General features: G+C 46.3%; 19 protein-coding genes. 4 read left to right on the top strand and 15 right to left on the bottom strand.

The features are described from left to right. Positions 1–67 precede the first annotated feature (67 nt). The 9 genes from PV783_RS15030 to PV783_RS14990 all read right to left on the bottom strand — a co-directional run bounded on the left by PV783_RS15030 (position 68) and on the right by PV783_RS14990 (position 8,041). Positions 68–1,864, bottom strand: a complete 1,797-nt coding sequence (locus tag PV783_RS15030; RefSeq protein WP_079468081.1) for a DEAD/DEAH box helicase — start codon at positions 1,862–1,864, stop codon at positions 68–70. A gap of 124 nt (positions 1,865–1,988) precedes the next feature. After that, positions 1,989–3,305: a 30S ribosomal protein S12 methylthiotransferase RimO gene (gene rimO / locus PV783_RS15025; protein WP_079468082.1), complete on the bottom strand. Its 1,317-nt coding sequence runs from the start codon at positions 3,303–3,305 to the stop codon at positions 1,989–1,991. A 215-nt stretch (positions 3,306–3,520) separates the two neighbouring features. Then, positions 3,521–4,402 carry a cupin-like domain-containing protein gene (locus PV783_RS15020; protein ID WP_079468083.1) on the bottom strand — a complete coding sequence of 294 codons (882 nt, stop codon included), beginning with the start codon at positions 4,400–4,402 and terminating at the stop codon, positions 3,521–3,523. Between the two features lie 208 nt (positions 4,403–4,610). Further along, on the bottom strand, positions 4,611–5,573 hold the full coding sequence (ftsY, locus tag PV783_RS15015) for a signal recognition particle-docking protein FtsY (protein WP_111578767.1): 963 nt from the start codon (positions 5,571–5,573) through the stop codon (positions 4,611–4,613). 335 nt (positions 5,574–5,908) lie between these two features. Further along, positions 5,909–6,082, bottom strand: a complete 174-nt coding sequence (locus PV783_RS15010) for a DUF4295 family protein (RefSeq protein WP_079468085.1) — start codon at positions 6,080–6,082, stop codon at positions 5,909–5,911. Positions 6,083–6,157: 75 nt separating this feature from the next. Then, entirely contained in the window at positions 6,158–6,340 is a 183-nt protein-coding gene (rpmG, locus tag PV783_RS15005) for a 50S ribosomal protein L33 (RefSeq protein WP_079468086.1), read from the bottom strand. 30 nt (positions 6,341–6,370) lie between these two features. Next, on the bottom strand, positions 6,371–6,607 hold the full coding sequence (gene rpmB, locus PV783_RS15000) for a 50S ribosomal protein L28 (protein ID WP_079468087.1): 237 nt from the start codon (positions 6,605–6,607) through the stop codon (positions 6,371–6,373). A gap of 193 nt (positions 6,608–6,800) precedes the next feature. Then, positions 6,801–7,388: a carboxymuconolactone decarboxylase family protein gene (locus tag PV783_RS14995; RefSeq protein WP_079468088.1), complete on the bottom strand. Its 588-nt coding sequence runs from the start codon at positions 7,386–7,388 to the stop codon at positions 6,801–6,803. A gap of 110 nt (positions 7,389–7,498) precedes the next feature. Continuing rightward, positions 7,499–8,041 carry a peroxiredoxin gene (locus PV783_RS14990; RefSeq protein ID WP_407641629.1) on the bottom strand — a complete coding sequence of 181 codons (543 nt, stop codon included), beginning with the start codon at positions 8,039–8,041 and terminating at the stop codon, positions 7,499–7,501. Between the two features lie 285 nt (positions 8,042–8,326). Between PV783_RS14990 and PV783_RS14985 the strand changes: the two genes are divergently transcribed. Then, complete coding sequence (locus PV783_RS14985; protein WP_310009537.1) at positions 8,327–8,452, top strand: hypothetical protein; 126 nt, start codon at positions 8,327–8,329, stop codon at positions 8,450–8,452. A gap of 363 nt (positions 8,453–8,815) precedes the next feature. On the opposite strand, the gene bshB1 is transcribed toward PV783_RS14985, so the two are convergent. The 6 genes from bshB1 to PV783_RS14955 form a co-directional block, all read right to left on the bottom strand. Beyond that, positions 8,816–9,544, bottom strand: a complete 729-nt coding sequence (gene bshB1, locus PV783_RS14980) for a bacillithiol biosynthesis deacetylase BshB1 (protein WP_420988571.1) — start codon at positions 9,542–9,544, stop codon at positions 8,816–8,818. Positions 9,545–9,579: 35 nt separating this feature from the next. Further along, on the bottom strand, positions 9,580–10,074 hold the full coding sequence (locus PV783_RS14975) for a hypothetical protein (protein WP_079468091.1): 495 nt from the start codon (positions 10,072–10,074) through the stop codon (positions 9,580–9,582). A gap of 46 nt (positions 10,075–10,120) precedes the next feature. Further along, complete coding sequence (locus tag PV783_RS14970; RefSeq protein ID WP_420988570.1) at positions 10,121–10,744, bottom strand: DUF4294 domain-containing protein; 624 nt, start codon at positions 10,742–10,744, stop codon at positions 10,121–10,123. Positions 10,745–10,823: 79 nt separating this feature from the next. Beyond that, on the bottom strand, positions 10,824–11,825 hold the full coding sequence (locus tag PV783_RS14965) for an alpha/beta hydrolase (RefSeq protein WP_235015870.1): 1,002 nt from the start codon (positions 11,823–11,825) through the stop codon (positions 10,824–10,826). Positions 11,826–11,958: 133 nt separating this feature from the next. Further along, entirely contained in the window at positions 11,959–14,442 is a 2,484-nt protein-coding gene (gene ccsA, locus PV783_RS14960) for a cytochrome c biogenesis protein CcsA (RefSeq protein WP_079468093.1), read from the bottom strand. A gap of 72 nt (positions 14,443–14,514) precedes the next feature. After that, entirely contained in the window at positions 14,515–14,913 is a 399-nt protein-coding gene (locus tag PV783_RS14955; protein WP_079468094.1) for a cytochrome c maturation protein CcmE, read from the bottom strand. Positions 14,914–15,152: 239 nt separating this feature from the next. Between PV783_RS14955 and PV783_RS14950 the strand changes: the two genes are divergently transcribed. From PV783_RS14950 to PV783_RS14940, 3 genes are read left to right on the top strand one after another with little or no spacing between them, the layout of a single operon-like run. Next, positions 15,153–16,196 carry an agmatinase family protein gene (locus PV783_RS14950; protein WP_079469967.1) on the top strand — a complete coding sequence of 348 codons (1,044 nt, stop codon included), beginning with the start codon at positions 15,153–15,155 and terminating at the stop codon, positions 16,194–16,196. A gap of 16 nt (positions 16,197–16,212) precedes the next feature. Next, a complete protein-coding gene (locus PV783_RS14945) occupies positions 16,213–16,800 on the top strand; it encodes a hypothetical protein (protein ID WP_111578770.1) in 588 nt (195 codons plus the stop codon). A gap of 14 nt (positions 16,801–16,814) precedes the next feature. After that, positions 16,815–18,110 carry a radical SAM protein gene (locus PV783_RS14940; protein ID WP_079468096.1) on the top strand — a complete coding sequence of 432 codons (1,296 nt, stop codon included), beginning with the start codon at positions 16,815–16,817 and terminating at the stop codon, positions 18,108–18,110. The last annotated feature ends 104 nt before the right edge of the window (positions 18,111–18,214 follow it).

The raw sequence follows: 18,214 nt of genomic DNA, 5'->3' as shown, positions 1-18,214 counted from the left end.
TACATAAAAAGAAAAAGGTGCCCGATGGACACCTTTTCTCTTTTTATATCGCTATTCCGTTACCGGATTAGTATTTTTTCTTGTACGGAGGTTTGCCACCGCTGCCGAAAGACTCACGTCTGTCGCCACCGCTGCGGCTACCACCCGGGCGGCTGCCACCTTCTGCGCTCCAGCTTCTTTTACGCGGACCATCTTCACGACGCGGACCACGATCGCCACCACCACCGGTACGGGGGCGTCTGTCGCCATCCTGGGACATTTCTATCCTCACGCTGCGGCCGTTGTACTCCACTTTCTTGAAAGCTTCGGTTACTTTTGGCAGTTCTTCGTTCTCTACTTCAAAGAAGGAATAAACACCCTTCAGATCGATACGGCCGATTTTATTGCCACGGAGACCAGTATTGTCACACAGGTAACGGAGCATATCGCCACGGTTGAAATCATCTACTGAACCCAGGTTGATGAATAAACGGGTGAATTTGCCATCGCTTCTGCGCGGACCTCTGTCATCGCCCAGTGTACCGGCGCGTCTGTCGTCTTTTGCATTCAGATCAGGCGCATCCTGGTAGTATTCCAGGAACTGGTTGAATTCCAGGGAAGCAAAACGTTTGATCAGGTCTTCCTTGGTCATGGAGGCAAACTCTTCGTTGATGCGCTCCATGTAAGGTTCAATCTGTTCTTCGTTTACTACTACGTTATGTACTTTATGTACCAGGCCAAACAGTTGTTTTTCACATACTGCGAAACCATCCGGTACTTCAGCTTTTACAAATTTCTTCTGGATCACACGTTCAATCTGGCGGATCTTTCCGGTATCACGGCTGCTGATGATAGCAATAGAGATACCTGATTTGCCGGCACGACCAGTACGGCCGCTTCTGTGTGTGTAGTTTTCTACGTCATCCGGTAAATCGTAGTTGATAACGTGTGTTACGTTGTCCACGTCGATACCACGGGCAGCCACATCTGTAGCCACTAATACCTGCAGCGCTCTTTCGCGGAAGCGTTTCATCACCTTATCACGCTGTTGCTGGGTTAAGTCGCCATGCAGGGCATCTGCATTGTAACCGTCCTTGATCAGCGATTCAGCAATTTCCTGGGATTCAATTTTGGTACGGGTAAAGATGATACCAAAAATTTCAGGGTTGAAATCCACGATACGTTTGAGGGCCGCATATTTTTCACGCGGGCGCACTACGTAGTATTCGTGTTCTATATTAACGTTACCGCTGTTTTTGTTACCTACGGTCAGTTCAAACGGATCCTCCATGTATTTCTTGGCGATACGGCGAACTTCCTGTGGCATGGTAGCAGAAAACAACCAGGTAGTTTTACCTTCAGGGGTGTTAGACAGGATGCTGTTGATGTCTTCCTGGAATCCCATGTTCAGCATTTCATCTGCTTCATCCAGTATAGCATAACGCACATTGTCAAAATTAACCGCACCACGGTCAATGATATCCAGTAAACGGCCGGGAGTAGCCACCACAATGTGTACTCCTCTTTTCAGTTCACGCAGCTGCTGAACAATGCTGGAACCGCCATATACCGCTACGATGCTCACATCGCCGAGGTATTTGCTGAAGTTTTTCAGATCATTGGTGATCTGTAAACAGAGTTCACGGGTAGGACATAAAATCAGTCCCTGTGGTTTATTTATTTTCAGATCCAGTTGCTGTAGCAAAGGCAGGCCAAATGCAGCAGTTTTACCGGTGCCCGTCTGGGCAAGACCTACGAAATCGCGGTCACCTCCTAACAATACTGGTATTGCCTGTTCCTGGATGGGAGTTGGGGAAACGAAGCCCAGGTCCGTAATTCCCTTTAAGATAGGCTCTTGTAAGCCCAGTGATTCAAATGTAGTCATTGATTTGCATTAATCAAGCTCCGTCGGGAGCTGTGGATATAGCTTTTAGCAGTTAGCTATCAGCTGTTAGAAATATTATTTCAGCTTTTAGCGTTAGCTATCGGCTGTTGGTGGCTTTCAGTGATTAGCTGTTAGCTACCAGTTCTCCTTCGAGGTCGTAATCAAACGCCTTGGTGATCCGTACTTCTACAAAGTCGCCCGGTTTCAGGCGTTTGGTAGTGTCTATAATCACTTCGTTGTCTACTTCCACCGAATCAAACTCGGTACGGGCAAGGTATCTGCCTGCCTCTTTTTTATCTACTATTACTTTAAAGATCTTCCCTACTTTTTCCTGGTTTTTTTCCAGGGAGATTTCCTGCTGCACTTCCATAATTTCCTGCGCTCTGCTCTCCTTTTCTTCTGCCGGGATATTATCCTCCAGCTCGTAGGCGCTGGTTCCTTCTTCATGACTGTAGGTAAACACCCCTACACGGTCAAAACGCATTCTTTCCAGGAAACCTTTCAGCTCTTCCACGTCTTCTTCCGTTTCACCGGGGAAACCGGCAATCAGGGTAGTACGTAAACAGATACCCGGTACTTTGGCACGGATGTCATGCACCAGCTGTTCAATTTCCTCCCTTGTAATCTGACGCTTCATAGCCTTCAACATGGCATTGGAAGCATGTTGCAGCGGCATGTCAATATACTTGCAGATATTCGGGAACTCGTTCATCACATCCAGGATCTCCATCGGGAATTTGGTGGGATAAGCATAATGGAGACGAATCCATTGCAGTCCTTCCACTCCGGCCAACGCACGCATCAGGTCTCCCAAACGGCGTTGCTTGTACAGGTCCAAACCATAATAGGTCAACTCCTGCGCAATGAGCATGATTTCCTTTACACCGGATTTCACCAGTTTCTGCGCTTCTGTTACCAAGTCCTCAATAGGCTTGGAAACATGGCCACCCCGCATCAGCGGAATAGCACAAAAAGAACAGGTACGGTTACAACCCTCTGCTATTTTCAGGTAAGCATAATGAGACGGGGTACTCAGTAATCTTTCTCCAATCAGTTCTGCTTTATAATCTGCATCAAATTTTTTCAGTAACAGGGGCAATTCCATCGTTCCAAACCATGCATCTACTCCTCCTATTTCTGATTCCAGGTCGCCCCGGTAGCGTTCACTCAAACAACCCGTTACATAAACCTTATCCAGCTTGCCACGTTGTTTCAGCTCTACCTGCTCCAGGATGGTATTAATCGATTCTTCTTTGGCCTTGTCAATAAATCCGCAGGTGTTCACCACAACAATGTTATGATCGCGTTTTGCACTTTCATGCACTACATCGATTTCATTAGCCATGAGCTGACCGCTCAGTACTTCTGAATCCACCATGTTCTTGGAACAACCAAGCGTAATAATATTAACCTTGTCTTTCTTTAAAGTTTTTGTCTTCAAGCGCGAATGTTTTAAACAAGCGGTCAATCATTTGTTGAGCCGCTACCGCCACGAAGACACACAGACACTGATTGAATGTAACAGCAGACTTACTGTATGTGACTTGAGTCTTAGTGGGGGTTAAGGAAGGTGCAAAGGTAGTAAAAAGATTTGACAATTGGAAATTAATGCTAAGTAACTGTTCATTAGTTACTTAGCATAACGTTGGAACCAGGTCAGCCCAGCGTTTGCATGGCCTTGTCGGCACGCTCGCGGGCCTTTTGTCTTTTATAATGGTACCACCACTTGGGCGCCATCTTAATCATGAGGTTATTCATTCCCCGCAGCCCTACCAGGTGGTAAAGCCCGTTTAGTTTATTGACGAAAGAAGGGTCCAGCGCCCGGAGACTCATGGCAAAACCGCCATCCAGGTACTCCATATGATGCCAGTAGCCCGCCGGCATAAACATGGTATCGCCGTGGTTCAGGATGGTAGTGTATCCCCGCGCATGTTTCAGCGCCGGAAACTGGTCCTGGTCCAGCTGCTCATGCCAGTTCACGAAGTTAGCCGCGCTCTCCACGGTAAAAGGCATCCGGTAAATGAGGGGCGATTGGTTGTTTTCCAGCAGCAATACCCGCTTACGCCCAATAAACTGGGTATGGAAAATGTGCGAAAGGTCAATGTCATAATGCATATGTGCTACCGAACCGGCACCACCCACAAATAACATCGGGTACTTCTTCAGAAACCCGGAGGCAAATTCATCCGGGAAAGTAAAATCTTCCACCAGCTGGGGAGCATGCTGAAAAATATTGAACAGGAAAATCCGGAGCGCTACCGGTCCCTGCTGTATCATGTCGAGGTATGCCCCGAAAGTAATGTAATCATCCGCCCCGTTTACAAGGGTATTTTCGTTGGCGCGCTCATTATTGTATACCCCAACCGTTTTGCTGCCGACTATTGATTTGAAATAATCCCATGTCCACTTGTTGTAGGCCGGCCAGTGTTTGCTAAGTGCCGCCGCCGGAATAATTACAGGTTTACGTGGCTGGTAATAGTTCTTCTTGAATTCCGCTGGTGTAATATCTTCAACTCGATCTATGTGCTGTACTATCATACTTACGAATTGTTAAAAAGGGTACAAAAAGGGAACAATTATCCAAATTTAATAAATGCAGTGCGATTTTATAATTACAAACAAAGAGCTTTAATGTTGATCAAAAAATGAGCCGGGCTCCTGTTGGAGCCCGATTGCCTTTACTTAAAGTAAAATATTAGATAAGGTTTATGCTGATTGATAAATAACATTCACAATAGTCAGAAAATCAGGCATTTACACTAAAGAGTGAATCTACGAAAGACTCTTTATTAAATACCTGCAAATCCTCCATCTTCTCACCAATACCAATATATTTTACCGGTATCTTAAACTGGTTGGCAATGGCCAGTACCACACCACCCTTCGCGGTGCCGTCCAGTTTGGTAATAGCCAGGGCTGTTACCTCTGTGGTAGCGGTGAACTGTTTAGCCTGTTCCAGCGCATTTTGCCCGGTAGAGCCATCCAGCACCAGCAGTACTTCATGCGGGGCGTCAGGGATCACTTTCTTCATCACCCGCTTAATTTTGCCCAGTTCATCCATCAGGTGGAGTTTGTTGTGCAAACGGCCGGCGGTATCTATAATAATTACATCCACATCTTTGGCTGCGCCGCTCTGTACCGTATCAAAAGCCACTGCGCCGGGATCGGATCCCATCTGCTGCTTTACAATAGGCACGCCCACTCTTTCACTCCAGATCGTCAGCTGATCTACAGCCGCCGCACGGAAAGTATCTGCCGCACCCAGCATCACCGACTTACCCGCTTTCTTAAAGTTGTAGGCCAGCTTACCAATGGTGGTGGTTTTGCCCACACCATTTACACCTACCACCATAATCACGTAAGGCTTCTTACCAGCCGGTATGTCGAAATCACGGAAGCCACTATCCGGCGCATCTATCAGCAATGCTGCAATCTCTTCCTGCAACATTCTGTTCAATTCACTGGTTCCCAGGTATTTATCCTTAGCCACGCGCTGCTCTATGCGGTCAATGATCTTTACGGTTGTGTCTACACCAACGTCTGCAGAAATAAGGGCGTCTTCCAGGTTATCCAATACTTCGGTGTCTACGGTGGACTTCCCTGCAATGGCGCGTCCTATTTTACTCAGGAAGCTCTCTTTGGTTTTTTGTAAACCCTGATCCAGATTTTCCTTCTTCTCCCTGGAAAATAGTTTATTGAAAAAGCTCATAATTTAGATTAATTGGGTCCGGTACATTCCGGTTTTTTCGTTAGGGTGCTAAAATACGCGAAAATTCGCGGATTTAAGCGAGTTTTGTCTTTCTCCGGATTAAACTGATTACACTGATTACCTTGATTTGATCACTTGTGATTTTAAAGGATTTGGGGAGATATAAACGAATATATCCGCTTATATCTCCCCGAATCTTGAAATCAAAAAAAATCCAAAAGTAAAATCAGCGAAATCAGTGTAATCAGTTTAATCATGAGTGAGACAACCTCCGCACAAACGCAAAAAGCTGTCCCTTAACAGGACAGCCTTTCAGTATTATTAGTAAAGCCGAATTACTTTTGGGTCATGTACTCCTGGATCTTATCCTTGTGCACGATTGCTTCCTTAAAAGTATAAGCACCGGTTTTAGGAGAGCGGATAGCTCTGATAACCTTGGTCCATACCTTTGATTCAGCTGCTGCTTTAGTATCTTTTACTTTCGCGTTCTTTGAAGCTACTTTTGCCATGGTATTCTATTGTTTTTATGGTCCAATGGCTAATTGGCAGTATGCTAATACAGCCATTTCACCATTAACAATTACTTATTTAATTTCTTTGTGTACAGTCACTTTCCTTAAAATAGGATTGTACTTTTTCAACTCCAGACGCTCAGGAGTATTTTTCTTATTCTTGTTAGAGATGTAACGGGAAGTTCCGGGTTGGCCAGAAGCTTTGTGCTCTGTGCACTCCAGAATTACCTGCACTCTATTACCTTTTTTTGCCATTGTGTATTACAAATTAAGTGAGTCTTAGAATTAGATTGCCTGACCAGCTGCACGCAATTCCTTCACAACTGCATACAAACCTCTCTTGTTGATGGTTCTTAAACCGTCAGCAGAAACTTTCAATGATATCCATTTGTCCTCTTCTGCCAGGAAAAAACGTTTCTTTTGCAGGTTAGGAAGAAACCTTCTGTTCGTCTTAATGTTGGAGAAGGAAACATGGTGACCTGTAATCGGCTTCTTTCCTGTCACCTGACATACTCTTGCCATGATCTAAAAATTTAGGAATGCAAAAGTCCAATTTATTTATGGATTTTGCAAATATTATTAAATGAATTTATTCACAAATGCATAAAAGTCACTCGTAAAAAGCGGCTTCTTAATAAGTGAACACAATGCAAAATATTGATAACCATTCGGTTATCAGGCAAATTTACATCTGTCTTTTGCCGAAAAATATTTTTTACAACAGTACGATCAGGCTACGTAAAACGGCTCCTAATCTTACCGATTCCAATACTCTTTGCTGATCCGTTCCATGTTTCAGCAACGCTTCTTCGTGCGAAGTTACGCACATTTCACATCCGTTCAATGCAGATACCACCAGGCTCAGTAACTCAAAAAATTCTTTCCCCAATACCGGGTTCGCCATAATGCTCATCCGGATGCCTGCAGGTGTAGTGGTGTAAAATTCCTTGTTCACAAAATGCCTGAAACGGTAATATACGTTATTGGCACTCATGAGGGAAGTACAGCTGATCACCTCTGCAATCTCCTTGTCCGTTGCTCCTTCCTGCACCGCCAGCTTCTCAAACGATGCCTGCAGATCCGCATGCTTCTCATTCACCGCCACAGCCAGCCCGATCATATACGCCTCTTTCTTCGACAAGGTAGCTGCCGCCAGCGAATTGGATACATTGATCTTCAGATCCTTCAGGTACCGCGCATCCACATTTACAAGGGATTGCAGTTTTCCTGAAACCGAATCTGCCGCTAACCCTACCGCTTCCAGTAATTGAACAGCCGTATCCTGATTTGTAGTTGCAAACATAATATGTAATTTTTTTATTTAATAATTTTATTAGCAGAAGAAGCTGTCCTGCCATGTTTATCCCGGCAGAACAACCTTCTTCCTAATAAAACAGTAAATGACTTGATTAATTAAGCAGTCAGCGTAGCTTCACCCTTAGTCCAGTTGCAAGGGCACAGCTCATCTGTTTGCAGGGCATCCAGTACACGCAGTACTTCTTTCACGCTACGGCCTACAGACAGGTCGTACAGGGAAACCCAACGTACAATACCCTGGGGGTCTACGATGTAGGTAGCACGGTAAGCCACTTTTTCATTGGCTTCCAGGATACCCAGCTCAGTAGCAAGGGATTTGGAAGTATCAGCCAGCATAGGGAACTGCAGGCCACGTAAATCTTCATGATCTCTTCTCCATGCAGCATGTACAAACTCACTGTCAGTAGATGCACCGATCAACACCGCATCACGATCAGCAAAATCCTGCGCATGTTTGTTAAATTCAGCTATTTCAGTAGGACATACAAAAGTAAAGTCTTTAGGCCACCAGAACATCACCATCCATTTGCCGGAGTTCTTCAGTTCTTCAGAAGACAATTCATAAAATTCTTTACCTTTTTCAATTGATACTACAGCCGTTTTTTTGAATTCGGGAAACTCTGACCCTACGGATAAGATAACATTTTTCATAATAACTAATTCTCTTTTTGATTTACAGACTAATGATTTTATTCTTTGACGCCGCAAAGATCACATTACATTCATTATTAATCAAATAGATTTTAAAAATGTGGTATTGAGTTTCTCTATATATGTGGCTTTTCACTGCGGTGGAGCGGGTAACAACGAACACGGCAACTATAAGCAAAAAAAATGTTCCGGACTTAACATTTTTATGCTATTTCTGTAACAATTTGGCACGTTATTTAGTTATATAAGTGGACTTTTTTTAATCAATTTAGCATGGAAATGAAGAAAAAATACTTTTTACTGGTGGTTATCACGATTGGACTTGCTTTGATCCCGTTTATTAAAAACAGCATCATCAAACACGATGAATTTGACGCTACCCGAGATCTGTTCATTTAGTGTTTAGCGGGTCCCATTGACCGTTTCTGAAAACACCCCAAAGTGGGGTCGGACTTTTATATGCCGGTAGGTACTGATGCGACCGGACTGCACTCCTGCCCCCTTAACTTTTATTATCTTTCACCTTACTCATATTTTATCATTAAAAAACGATTGGGAAACCATACCGGATAATTCCGTTATCGTCTCCCAATCGCTTCCAGGTGAATAACCAGCGTTATCAAAATCCCCGCTAACCCAATACAGTAAAAGGTTTCCAGATCAAGTCCACGTCCCCTCCACGTCACCTCCACCATTACTCCATGTCAAAGGCTACTCCTAAGCATGTCCACAGCCACTTCCAGGTATATCCCAGGTATGTAATCAGGTAGTTTCACTGATCATATCCGCAAAATTCCGGATACCGATCATTTTAGCAGAAGTATACCCCTCGGCATACTCCACCCCCACCATCTTACCCAACATCTTTGCACGGTAAATAACACTGTCGAAAAAGCCCGAACCGGAAATGTAAGTCTGCGGCTCATGGTCTTTCGGCGCCAGGAACTGCGAACTGAAGCTTTTAATCGCATCCAGCTTCTGTTCCATCACGGCACTGATATCTATTACAAAATCCGGCTCATGATAACGGTCCTGCAGGAAGTGAAAAACCTGCTTCGGACGCCACGCTTCCTGCGGCTGTCCATCTGCCATAGTCTCCACTTTTCTTAATCCCGCCAGGAAACAGCTGTCGGCAATCAGTTTGCCGGCCCTTCCGTGGTCAGGATGACGGTCGTCCATCGCATTGGCCAGCACGATGTCCGGGCGGTACTTCCGGATCGCCGTAATGATCGCCATTTGCTCCATGGTATCGTTTCTGAAAAAGCCGTCAGCAAGCCCCAGGTTCTCCCTCACTTCCAGTCCCATGATCTTCGCCGCTGCCTGTGCTTCCTGCTCACGCAGTTCCGGGGTGCCCCGGGTGCCCAGTTCCCCGCGGGTGAGATCCACCACGCCTACCTTCATTCCCTGCCGTGCATGCACCATCAGTGTGCCGGCGCACCCCAGCTCCACATCGTCCGGGTGCACCGCTATAGCCAGTATATCTAGTTTCATATGCTGTAAATTGAGGTGCAAAGATGGGAAAATATTTAATCTTCTGAACTGGTGATAACGATCCCGGCCTTGCGGTCCATCACCTGGTACTTATCCTGTACTTCCTTGTCGGAAATAACCTTTACGGAGCGGAAAGTTTTCCGGTCTACAGTCATCAAACCGGTTTCATTGGTAGGAGTAACCGGTTTCCCATTTACGATGAAGTAAAAGCTGCTGTCGTTGCCGTATTTACGCAACAAACTGTCATATGCGGGGGATTCACTGCTCAATAAGGCATTCACCCTTTTACGGGCAAAGGGTTTGGTTTCTATATACACCACGCCGTTCTCCGCCTGGCTGCCGTACTTCAGCACGGCTTTGGCGCCTTTGGCAATGGTGATCACGCCAATACGGTCGGGCGAAACCTGCCCGATGGCGGCCTGCGTTACTACCACGCTGTCCAGTACATACACGGGATCGTCATCGGCTACCTGTGCCGCTGCCCCAACAGAAATAAATAATAAGCTGATAAGTGAGATCCTTGCTTTCATAATAAGCCCTTTTTCATGACAGGCGAATATTACGAAGATAGCCCAATTAATTATAGGCGCGGAATTGCTGGTACATTTCCAGCTCCTGTACAATCACCTCGATGTCGCGGTCTTCCTGCTTGTCGTAATCACTTTTCAGGTTGCCTCCAAAAAAGAAAGCAACGGTTTGCCATACACGGGCATTAAAGCCGCCTTTAAGTTCCTTGATGATTTCAAAGCAGTTCTGACCTGTTTCGCGGTCGATCAGTTTCATGAGTACTTTGCCCTGGTAAACGGAGAGGTTTTCGAGTTTATCGCCAAACTGGGCTTTGAGTTCTTTTTCCTTGCTGGCCAGGAAGGCTTTACGTTCCCTTTTATTCATGGTAGCCATACGGGTGTTCACATCTTTCAGCACCTTCGCCGCCGATCTGGCAAAAGGATAGGTTACATATACCGCATTGCGTAAACGGCTCCAGCGCTCGCGTTCCTTACGCAACGCCTTTGGCATTTTAGCCACTACATCAAATATGGCCAGGGTAATTACCGGAACGGTATCACGTCCCACTATCATGGCATGCAACGGTATTACATCCGCACCATGCGCCTCCTGGGCCATCGCCTCCGTGTGACAAAGGGATATGCCCAGTGCCAGGAATAATGAAACGATGATCTGTTTAATACGGATACGCATAGTTAACTTAACGTTGCTTATAGATAGAATGTTACCACAAGTTATAAAAGATTTCAGAATCCGGGTTAACTAAAAAGTGTTATCGCACCGGCCTCATATGTAACTTATTCATTACGAAATTATCTATCGCTTTTTCCACCGCGGGGATATCGTGTCCTGTAAGCGCGCAGCCCATTACATGGTTGCCGGCGCCCGGAATAGCCATGGCCTCCTTTAAAGAATCCGGTGTGCCCAGCTGCTTTTCCATCTCCAGGATGGCGGCCACCCGCACCGTTTTATCCTGGTGCAGTTCATCTTTATAATAGTACAGGTTCAGCACCGGCTGATGTACTTTTTTGAACGTTGCTGGTACCATGCTGGACTCCAGCAGGTTTTGCAGTTGCACCACCGCTTCCAGGCGGTAATCATTGTACCAGTACTTTGCGGTTTCCGGGTTCTTGTCATCACTCCGCCTGAAATCACCTTTACTCACCGTTCTGGCCAGCTGCAACCCCCAGGGGTTATTGGCAAGAAAGGCCAGGTTGTCGTTGATGGCAATATTGGGCGACATATTGATCATGGCATATACATCATTGGGATACGCCGCTGCCAGCTTCAGTGCCAGCGTGCCGCCGGTGGAGGTGGTCATCAGGATCACCTTGTCGCCCAGCGCCTTGCCTATGCTCAACGCTTCTTCTGCGTCTTTCCACAAACCTGCTGCCGTCATATGCAGCAGCGGATCGCTGGTGTCAATCCCGTGCCCGTCGAGCCGCGACAGGTAAAGGTTACACCCATAACGCGCGGCAAAATTGCGGTGTACAGGGTTCCCCTCTTCCTGGCTGGCGGAAAAGCCATGCAGGTATACCACGGAATAAGGCGTTTTATGAAACCCGGAATCCTGCCATACAATACGCGCTTCATTATCGGGTTTCAGCCGGTGCGCGGCTTCTTTATGCTTTATATATGCTTCCAGGGCGGGGCCTGCAGCCGGTACTGCCGGCAGATTGTGTTCATAAACCGGTTCCGCCGGTTTGGGGCCAAGAAGATACACCACGGAAGCTGTGGCTATAACGATCAGGGATATACGCAACCACCTACGCATCATAAGGATATTTATTCCAGCTAAATGTAGATAAGAATTCTGAAATGCCGCAGCCCCGCCGGTTATTTAATTAATAAAAAATCCTTCAACAGCCACGCCATTGAAGGATTCTTTCTAAAAAAAATATCTGCAGTTATCTTCTTCTTACTTTCTGATAAATACTCATGGCGGTACCAATCACGGTAATAATGATACCCAGCCACAGCACGTTGATGTAAGGGAATATCAGCGCTTTCATCACTATATAATCATTGAAGCCGGCTGCTTCTTTTACTTTCAGTTCTATTTTATTCTCCGCGGGCATAATTTTCGAGAACCGTACATTCAGTCCCAGCGGTGCCAGCGTATCTTCCACGCTGTACTGGTAGCTGCTGTCGCGGATAAAGTAGATCGGCTGCAGCTTGAAGTGATCATCTGTTTGTGTGTATACCTCCAACTCTGCACCTACGGCCAGGTCGCCATTCTGCGGAATGTAGTTGCGGCTTTCCGGTTTGGTGTTTAATCCTTTCAGCACAATAAATCCTTTGGAGAAGAATACCGAGTCGCCCTGTTTCATTTCATGGGTCACATAAGGCGTGGTATCTGCCTGTGCGGCTTCATCGCGGTTAGGCGCGGCAGATACATAGGTAAAGATATCTTTTGTCAGGTAATGCCTGGAAGCCGGGTTAGACGACAAAGCATTTTCCTTTTTATTCACAAACGCATCAGGATAAAGGGTGAAACGCTCCAGCGCCTTGCCGGTTTGTTTATCCTTTTTCTCGTAATGCACTACGTAATATGTTTTGGGATCTCCCTGCGCTACGGAATCACCGGTATAGGTAACGTGATAGTCGCCCATTTCCACCGGTACATCCTTCGGCAGCATAATATTTTCGCGCGGATTCTGTTTGCTTTCCTTTGTGAAAATGCCATCGCCCAGCATCTTCATGCGGTCCAGCGAAATCACTTCCATTTTGGCAGAGGAAATCAGCACACCCAGCAACACCATACCAAAACCGATATGTGCTACAGAGGCGCCTGCGTTTTTCAGCTTGCCTTTCAGACCGGAGAAAATATAAAAGAAGTTGCCCACAATTGCATAAATGCTGGCAAACAACATCAGGTAAATAGCTGTGAGAAAACCTGCACCGTATTTATCGTAGGTGATAGTGCCTTTCCAGGCCACCAGCGCCGTTAATAAGATGGTTACAATAGTAGGTACCAGCAGTTTCTTTGTGATCTCGCCACGCGGGGTATCCTTGTACCGCATAAACTGCACGATGGCCGTTAATACGCCCAGTACAATCGCAATCCAGATCTGGATTTTATTGTAGTGGAAAATACTGTCAGATGGCGGCGCAATATCGTTCATGTTGAAGGCAGACTTCAGCCCGGTGAGACTCAGTAATTTATTCCATACGGGAATAGAAGTAGTGAAGGTGATCTGGATGGCTGCAATCAGCAGGATCAGCGAACCCACAAACAGCCAGAACTCGCGGGAGTAGCTGTTCTCTTCTTTCTTTACAGAAGGAATTTCCTTTCTGCGTACAATCAGCAGGGCGATGGCCGGAACCGTAAATACCAGCATGGAAATCAACAGCTGTGCGCTCATACCCATATCGGTAAAGGAGTGTACGGAAGTATCGCCCAATACGCCGCTCTTTGTTAAGAAAGAGGAATACAGGATCAGTACGTAGGAAATAAAGAAGAAGAAGAAGGTAGATTTCAACGAGTGCCCGGTGGCTTTATAAGCCAGGAGCGTATGCACGCCTGCCACCATGGTAAGCCACGGTACCAGCGACGCATTTTCTACCGGGTCCCATGCCCAGTAACCGCCGAAGTTGAGCGATTCATAGGCCCAGGCAGCGCCCATCATAATACCGGTTCCCAGCATCATAATGGCAAACAATCCCCAGGGTTGTACCGGTTTTACCCAGCCGGTGTAGTCTTTTGTCCATAAACCGGCAAACGCAAAAGCAAATGGAATGATCATGGAAGCAAAACCCAGGAACAGTACTGGTGGGTGGATCACCATCCAGTAATTCTGCAACGTAACATTCAATCCGTTTCCGTCGTGGATATGCTGCATATAGTCTGCTGTCTGGAAGATAGGCGCCAGTTGGTTTTCAGGCGCTTCCCTCAACAGCATGAAAGGATTGCTGCCCACTTTATAACCCAGGATGAAAATACCCAGCAGCATGCTGGCCATAATCAGCTGTGCGAGAGAAAAGATGGTCATTACCGGCGCTTCCCAGTTTTTGGAAGTGCGGATCAGGAAAATCCCCAGGATGCTGTTCCAGATGCTCCACAGCAGGAAGCTGCCTTCCTGGTCGGACCAGAGGCTGGACAGCAGGTATTGAATAGGCAGGTCGCGGGAAGTATTGCGCCATGCGTATTTATATTCGAAATAGTGATTATACAGGATAAAGTACAGGCAGGTAAATACACCTATTACGGCGGCCGACTGGATAATGAAAGACCAGCGTGCCAGTCGTTTCCAGGAATCCCTGATCAGGGGTTCTTTTCCTTTAACTACATTATAATAAGCCACAGTGGCTACCATAGATGCTACAAATGCCAGTATGGCAAAGAAGTGGCCTAGTTGGCCCGGCAGTAAATGTTCCCCTACAAACTTCATAAAATTCCTCTGAGAGATGTGAATATTGTGGCATAGATCATCCTACGACGACAATCATATACATATAGCTAATTATATCTGTTTGTTGCTTACTGCAACCTGGTCGTCCTTATACTTGGAAGGACATTTCATCAGTATTTTGCTGCAGTGAAATTCTGAGCCTTCCATTTTACCGGTCAGTACAATGGATTCGGCTTTTTCAAAGTCGGTAGGTTTGGCGCCGTAGAAAACTACTTTATGGGATTCCCCGGTTTTATCGTGGACATAGAAGCTGAACAGGTTGGCATCTTTAGCCGGATCGTAGCTCATTGCTTTCAGGGTATCGAGTTTACCAATTACGTGAAACTCCTTCCCTTCTTTCTCACGGGCTGTTGCGAAAGTTTCATAGGTACTGAAATCACCCACCATAGTCACTATCACTCCAATTGCCACCGCAATTACCACCAGCAGAATAATATTTGTTTTTTTCATATGAAAATTATCTTCCCTATTGATTAGACACAAGCTGCAAAAACCCTTTACCAACGCCGCTTCTACTATTCCTTCCTTTTTGCCTTACTTTATTTGTTTCCGATTAATCGGCAAAATTAAGTCAAAATGACCTTCTTCCGACAAATTTTATATAAAAGGCAATTCTTTTTATGAGAAGGACGGCTGTAAGTAAACATAATCCTATCTTTGCGCGGAATTTAGAAAAGTACGACTTTATCATGGCAGATTTATCTCAATTTGACCCTAACTCGGTTGGCCTGCTGTCCAACAACGTTTTTGGCTTACCTTTTTCCGAAGAAGAGGCAAGACTGGTGTTATTACCTGTTCCCTGGGAAGTAACCGTTTCCTATAATAATGGTACGGCCCGCGGCCCCGAACATATTTTCAGGGCTTCCTTCCAGGTAGACCTGTACGACGCAGATGTAAAAGACGGCTGGAAACAGGGTTTCTACATGCGGGAACCAGACAAGCACCTCCTGCTGCGCAGCGATTACCTGCGCAAGGAAGCAGAGCTGTACCTGAAATTCCTGACCGAAGGGGGAGATATTTCTGAAAATGAATTCCTGAAAAAAACACTGGTAGACGTGAGCAACGGTACCAGGGCCATGAATGAATGGGTATACACCCAAACCAAAGCGCTCCTGGAAAAAGGTAAGCTCGTCGGTTTGGTGGGCGGCGACCACAGTACGCCACTCGGCTTCTTCAAAGCAATCGGTGAACACAAGGGCGAATTTGGTATCCTCCAGATCGATGCCCATTGCGACCTCCGTGATGCATACGAAGGATTCAAATACTCCCACGCCTCTATTATGTTTAATGCGCTGGCAGAAGTACCGCAGCTCTCTAAACTGGTACAGGTAGGCATCCGCGATTACTGCGAAGAAGAAGTGGATTATATCAATAACAGCGAAGGCCGCGTAGTTACCTTCTTTGATAAACAAATCAAGGAAAGACAATTTGAAGGAGAATCCTGGAAAGCTATCTGCGACAGCATTGTAGCTGCTTTACCACAACAGGTATATATCAGTTTTGATATCGACGGACTGGATCCGAAATTATGCCCGCATACCGGCACCCCGGTAGCAGGCGGTTTTGAAGCAGAACAGGTATACTATCTCTTTAAAAAAGTACTCGAAAGCGGTAGAAAACTGATCGGTTTTGATTTGAACGAAGTAAGCACTTCACACGACGAATGGGATGCCAACGTAGGCGCCCGCGTGTTGTTCAAACTTTGCAACCTGTTGATCAGTTCTAATTCTTAATCTCACATTCCTGTTCATGCATAGTTTGCGCATCCTGCATCCGAATACCCCCAGCAGAATCCGGTTGCTCCCGGTAATGCATGGGCTTACCGGCATACTGTTCCTGTTTAACGCGATCGGTATTTACCGCAGTCCGCAACCTAACTGGTTCCTGGTGTTTTTTTTCCTGGTAATAGGCGTATTGTGCATTGGCTTCCCTTTTACCATGAGAAGGTTTAAGAAATTTACCGAAGCCAACACCGTAGCACGGATGATAGAAGCGCTCATTTGTCTTACCGGCAGTTTGTATTTCTTGTCGCACCTCAACCCGGTTACCGCATTGCTGCTGTTCCTGGTAGGCGCCGGGCTCGCCTACGTAGGCTGGATGGAATACCGTATTTTCCAACCTTCTTACGTAAAAATGGATACCACCGGGATTACCCTGCCCACTACCTTCTCAAAAAGGCTGGTTGGCTGGAACGAACTGAATAACGTAATTTTGCGGAACGATCTGCTCACAATAGACTTTAAGAACAATAAGATTCTGCAACTGGAAATACTGGATGAACCAGGCGCAGCACAAAGGGAAGCACTGAATGATTTTTTCCGGAGCAGGGTTCAATAACATAAAAACAAAAAATGCTAAAACAAACACCTTACATATTATACTCAGACGGTAACGGTAATATTTTTGAAGATACTACCATGCATGTAACCGGCCGTAGCGGCTGGGATGCGTGGCCGGTAGAAGCAGATGAATGGATTGAATTACCGGAAGGAGGTAATTTGTATGAGTTGCCCGGCCGCCGGGGTATTGGTATCAATGCCACCACCGGCGATATGCAGCTTTGTGATAAAGGATGGGCCGTAGCCGCATTTATACCGCCGGCGCATACCGGCTTTTACCTGGCTGCCTACGAAACCATGCCGGACGCTCCTACCCTGCCGCTGTTCTGCTATACCGCAGTAGGCTGGCTGGATGGTAAATTTTATGTACCCGCCACCCGTATTGAAGCAGATATCCGCCAGGAATGCGCGGGCTTTGATGATAAAAAGGTAAAGCAGGGCGTAAAAACCCTGGTGGAAGCATACCCGCATAACAGGTTGGTACAGCATCTCGCGGAAAATTGCGCACTCACTTATGAGTGTCCTGCCGCGCGTAATTATTTTATGGGAAGATGGGAATGCCCTATTCCTTCCTCTCCTGCATGTAATGCCAATTGTGTTGGATGCATTTCATTCCAGCCGGAAGAAGAAAGCATTGTTTCTACACAGGATCGTTTGCGCTTTAAACCAACCGCGGAGGAAATTGTGGAGTACACCGTACCTCACCTGGAATCAGCTCCTTTCCCTATCGTTAGCTTCGGACAGGGCTGTGAAGGCGAACCGCTGCTGATGTGGGAAACCATCCGCGAATCCATCCTGGAAATACGTAAACATACGCCAAAAGGCAGTATCAATATCAACACCAACGGCAGCAAACCGGATGCCGTAAGAGCCTTGTGTGAAGCAGGCCTGAACAGTATCCGCGTAAGCCTGAACTCCGCACAGGAAAAATATTACACTCCGTATTACCGCCCTAACAACTACGTTTTTGAAGACATCATCGAAAGCCTGAAAGTAGTGCGTGAATTCGGCGGCTGGACGTCCATCAACTACTTCGTATTTCCGGGCATGACAGACAGCGCAGATGAATATGAAGCACTGCGTAAACTGATCCGGGAAACCGGCCTGAATATGATCCAGTGGCGTAATTTCAATATTGATCCCGACTGGTACCTCGGTAAACTGGGCGTAACGGAAACAGGAGAATGCTTAGGGATAAAACAGTTACAGGAACTGATCCACGAAGAATTCCCGGATCTGAAATTCGGTTACTTTAATCCTCCGATGGAGCGTATTACCGGTGATTATATGAGCGACTTTGCTCACTGAAAATAATAAAGCACATTAAAAAAAGAGGCTGTCTCAAAAAGGGGTAGCCTCTTTGCCTGGGTGCTACAGATGCTGCACATACAGCAGGTGCGCCAACGAAAGGA

This window comes from Chitinophaga sp. CC14 (assembly GCF_048957795.1).
Lineage (GTDB): Bacteria > Bacteroidota > Bacteroidia > Chitinophagales > Chitinophagaceae > Chitinophaga > Chitinophaga ginsengisegetis.
This window is presented reverse-complemented; position numbering and strand designations above follow the sequence as displayed.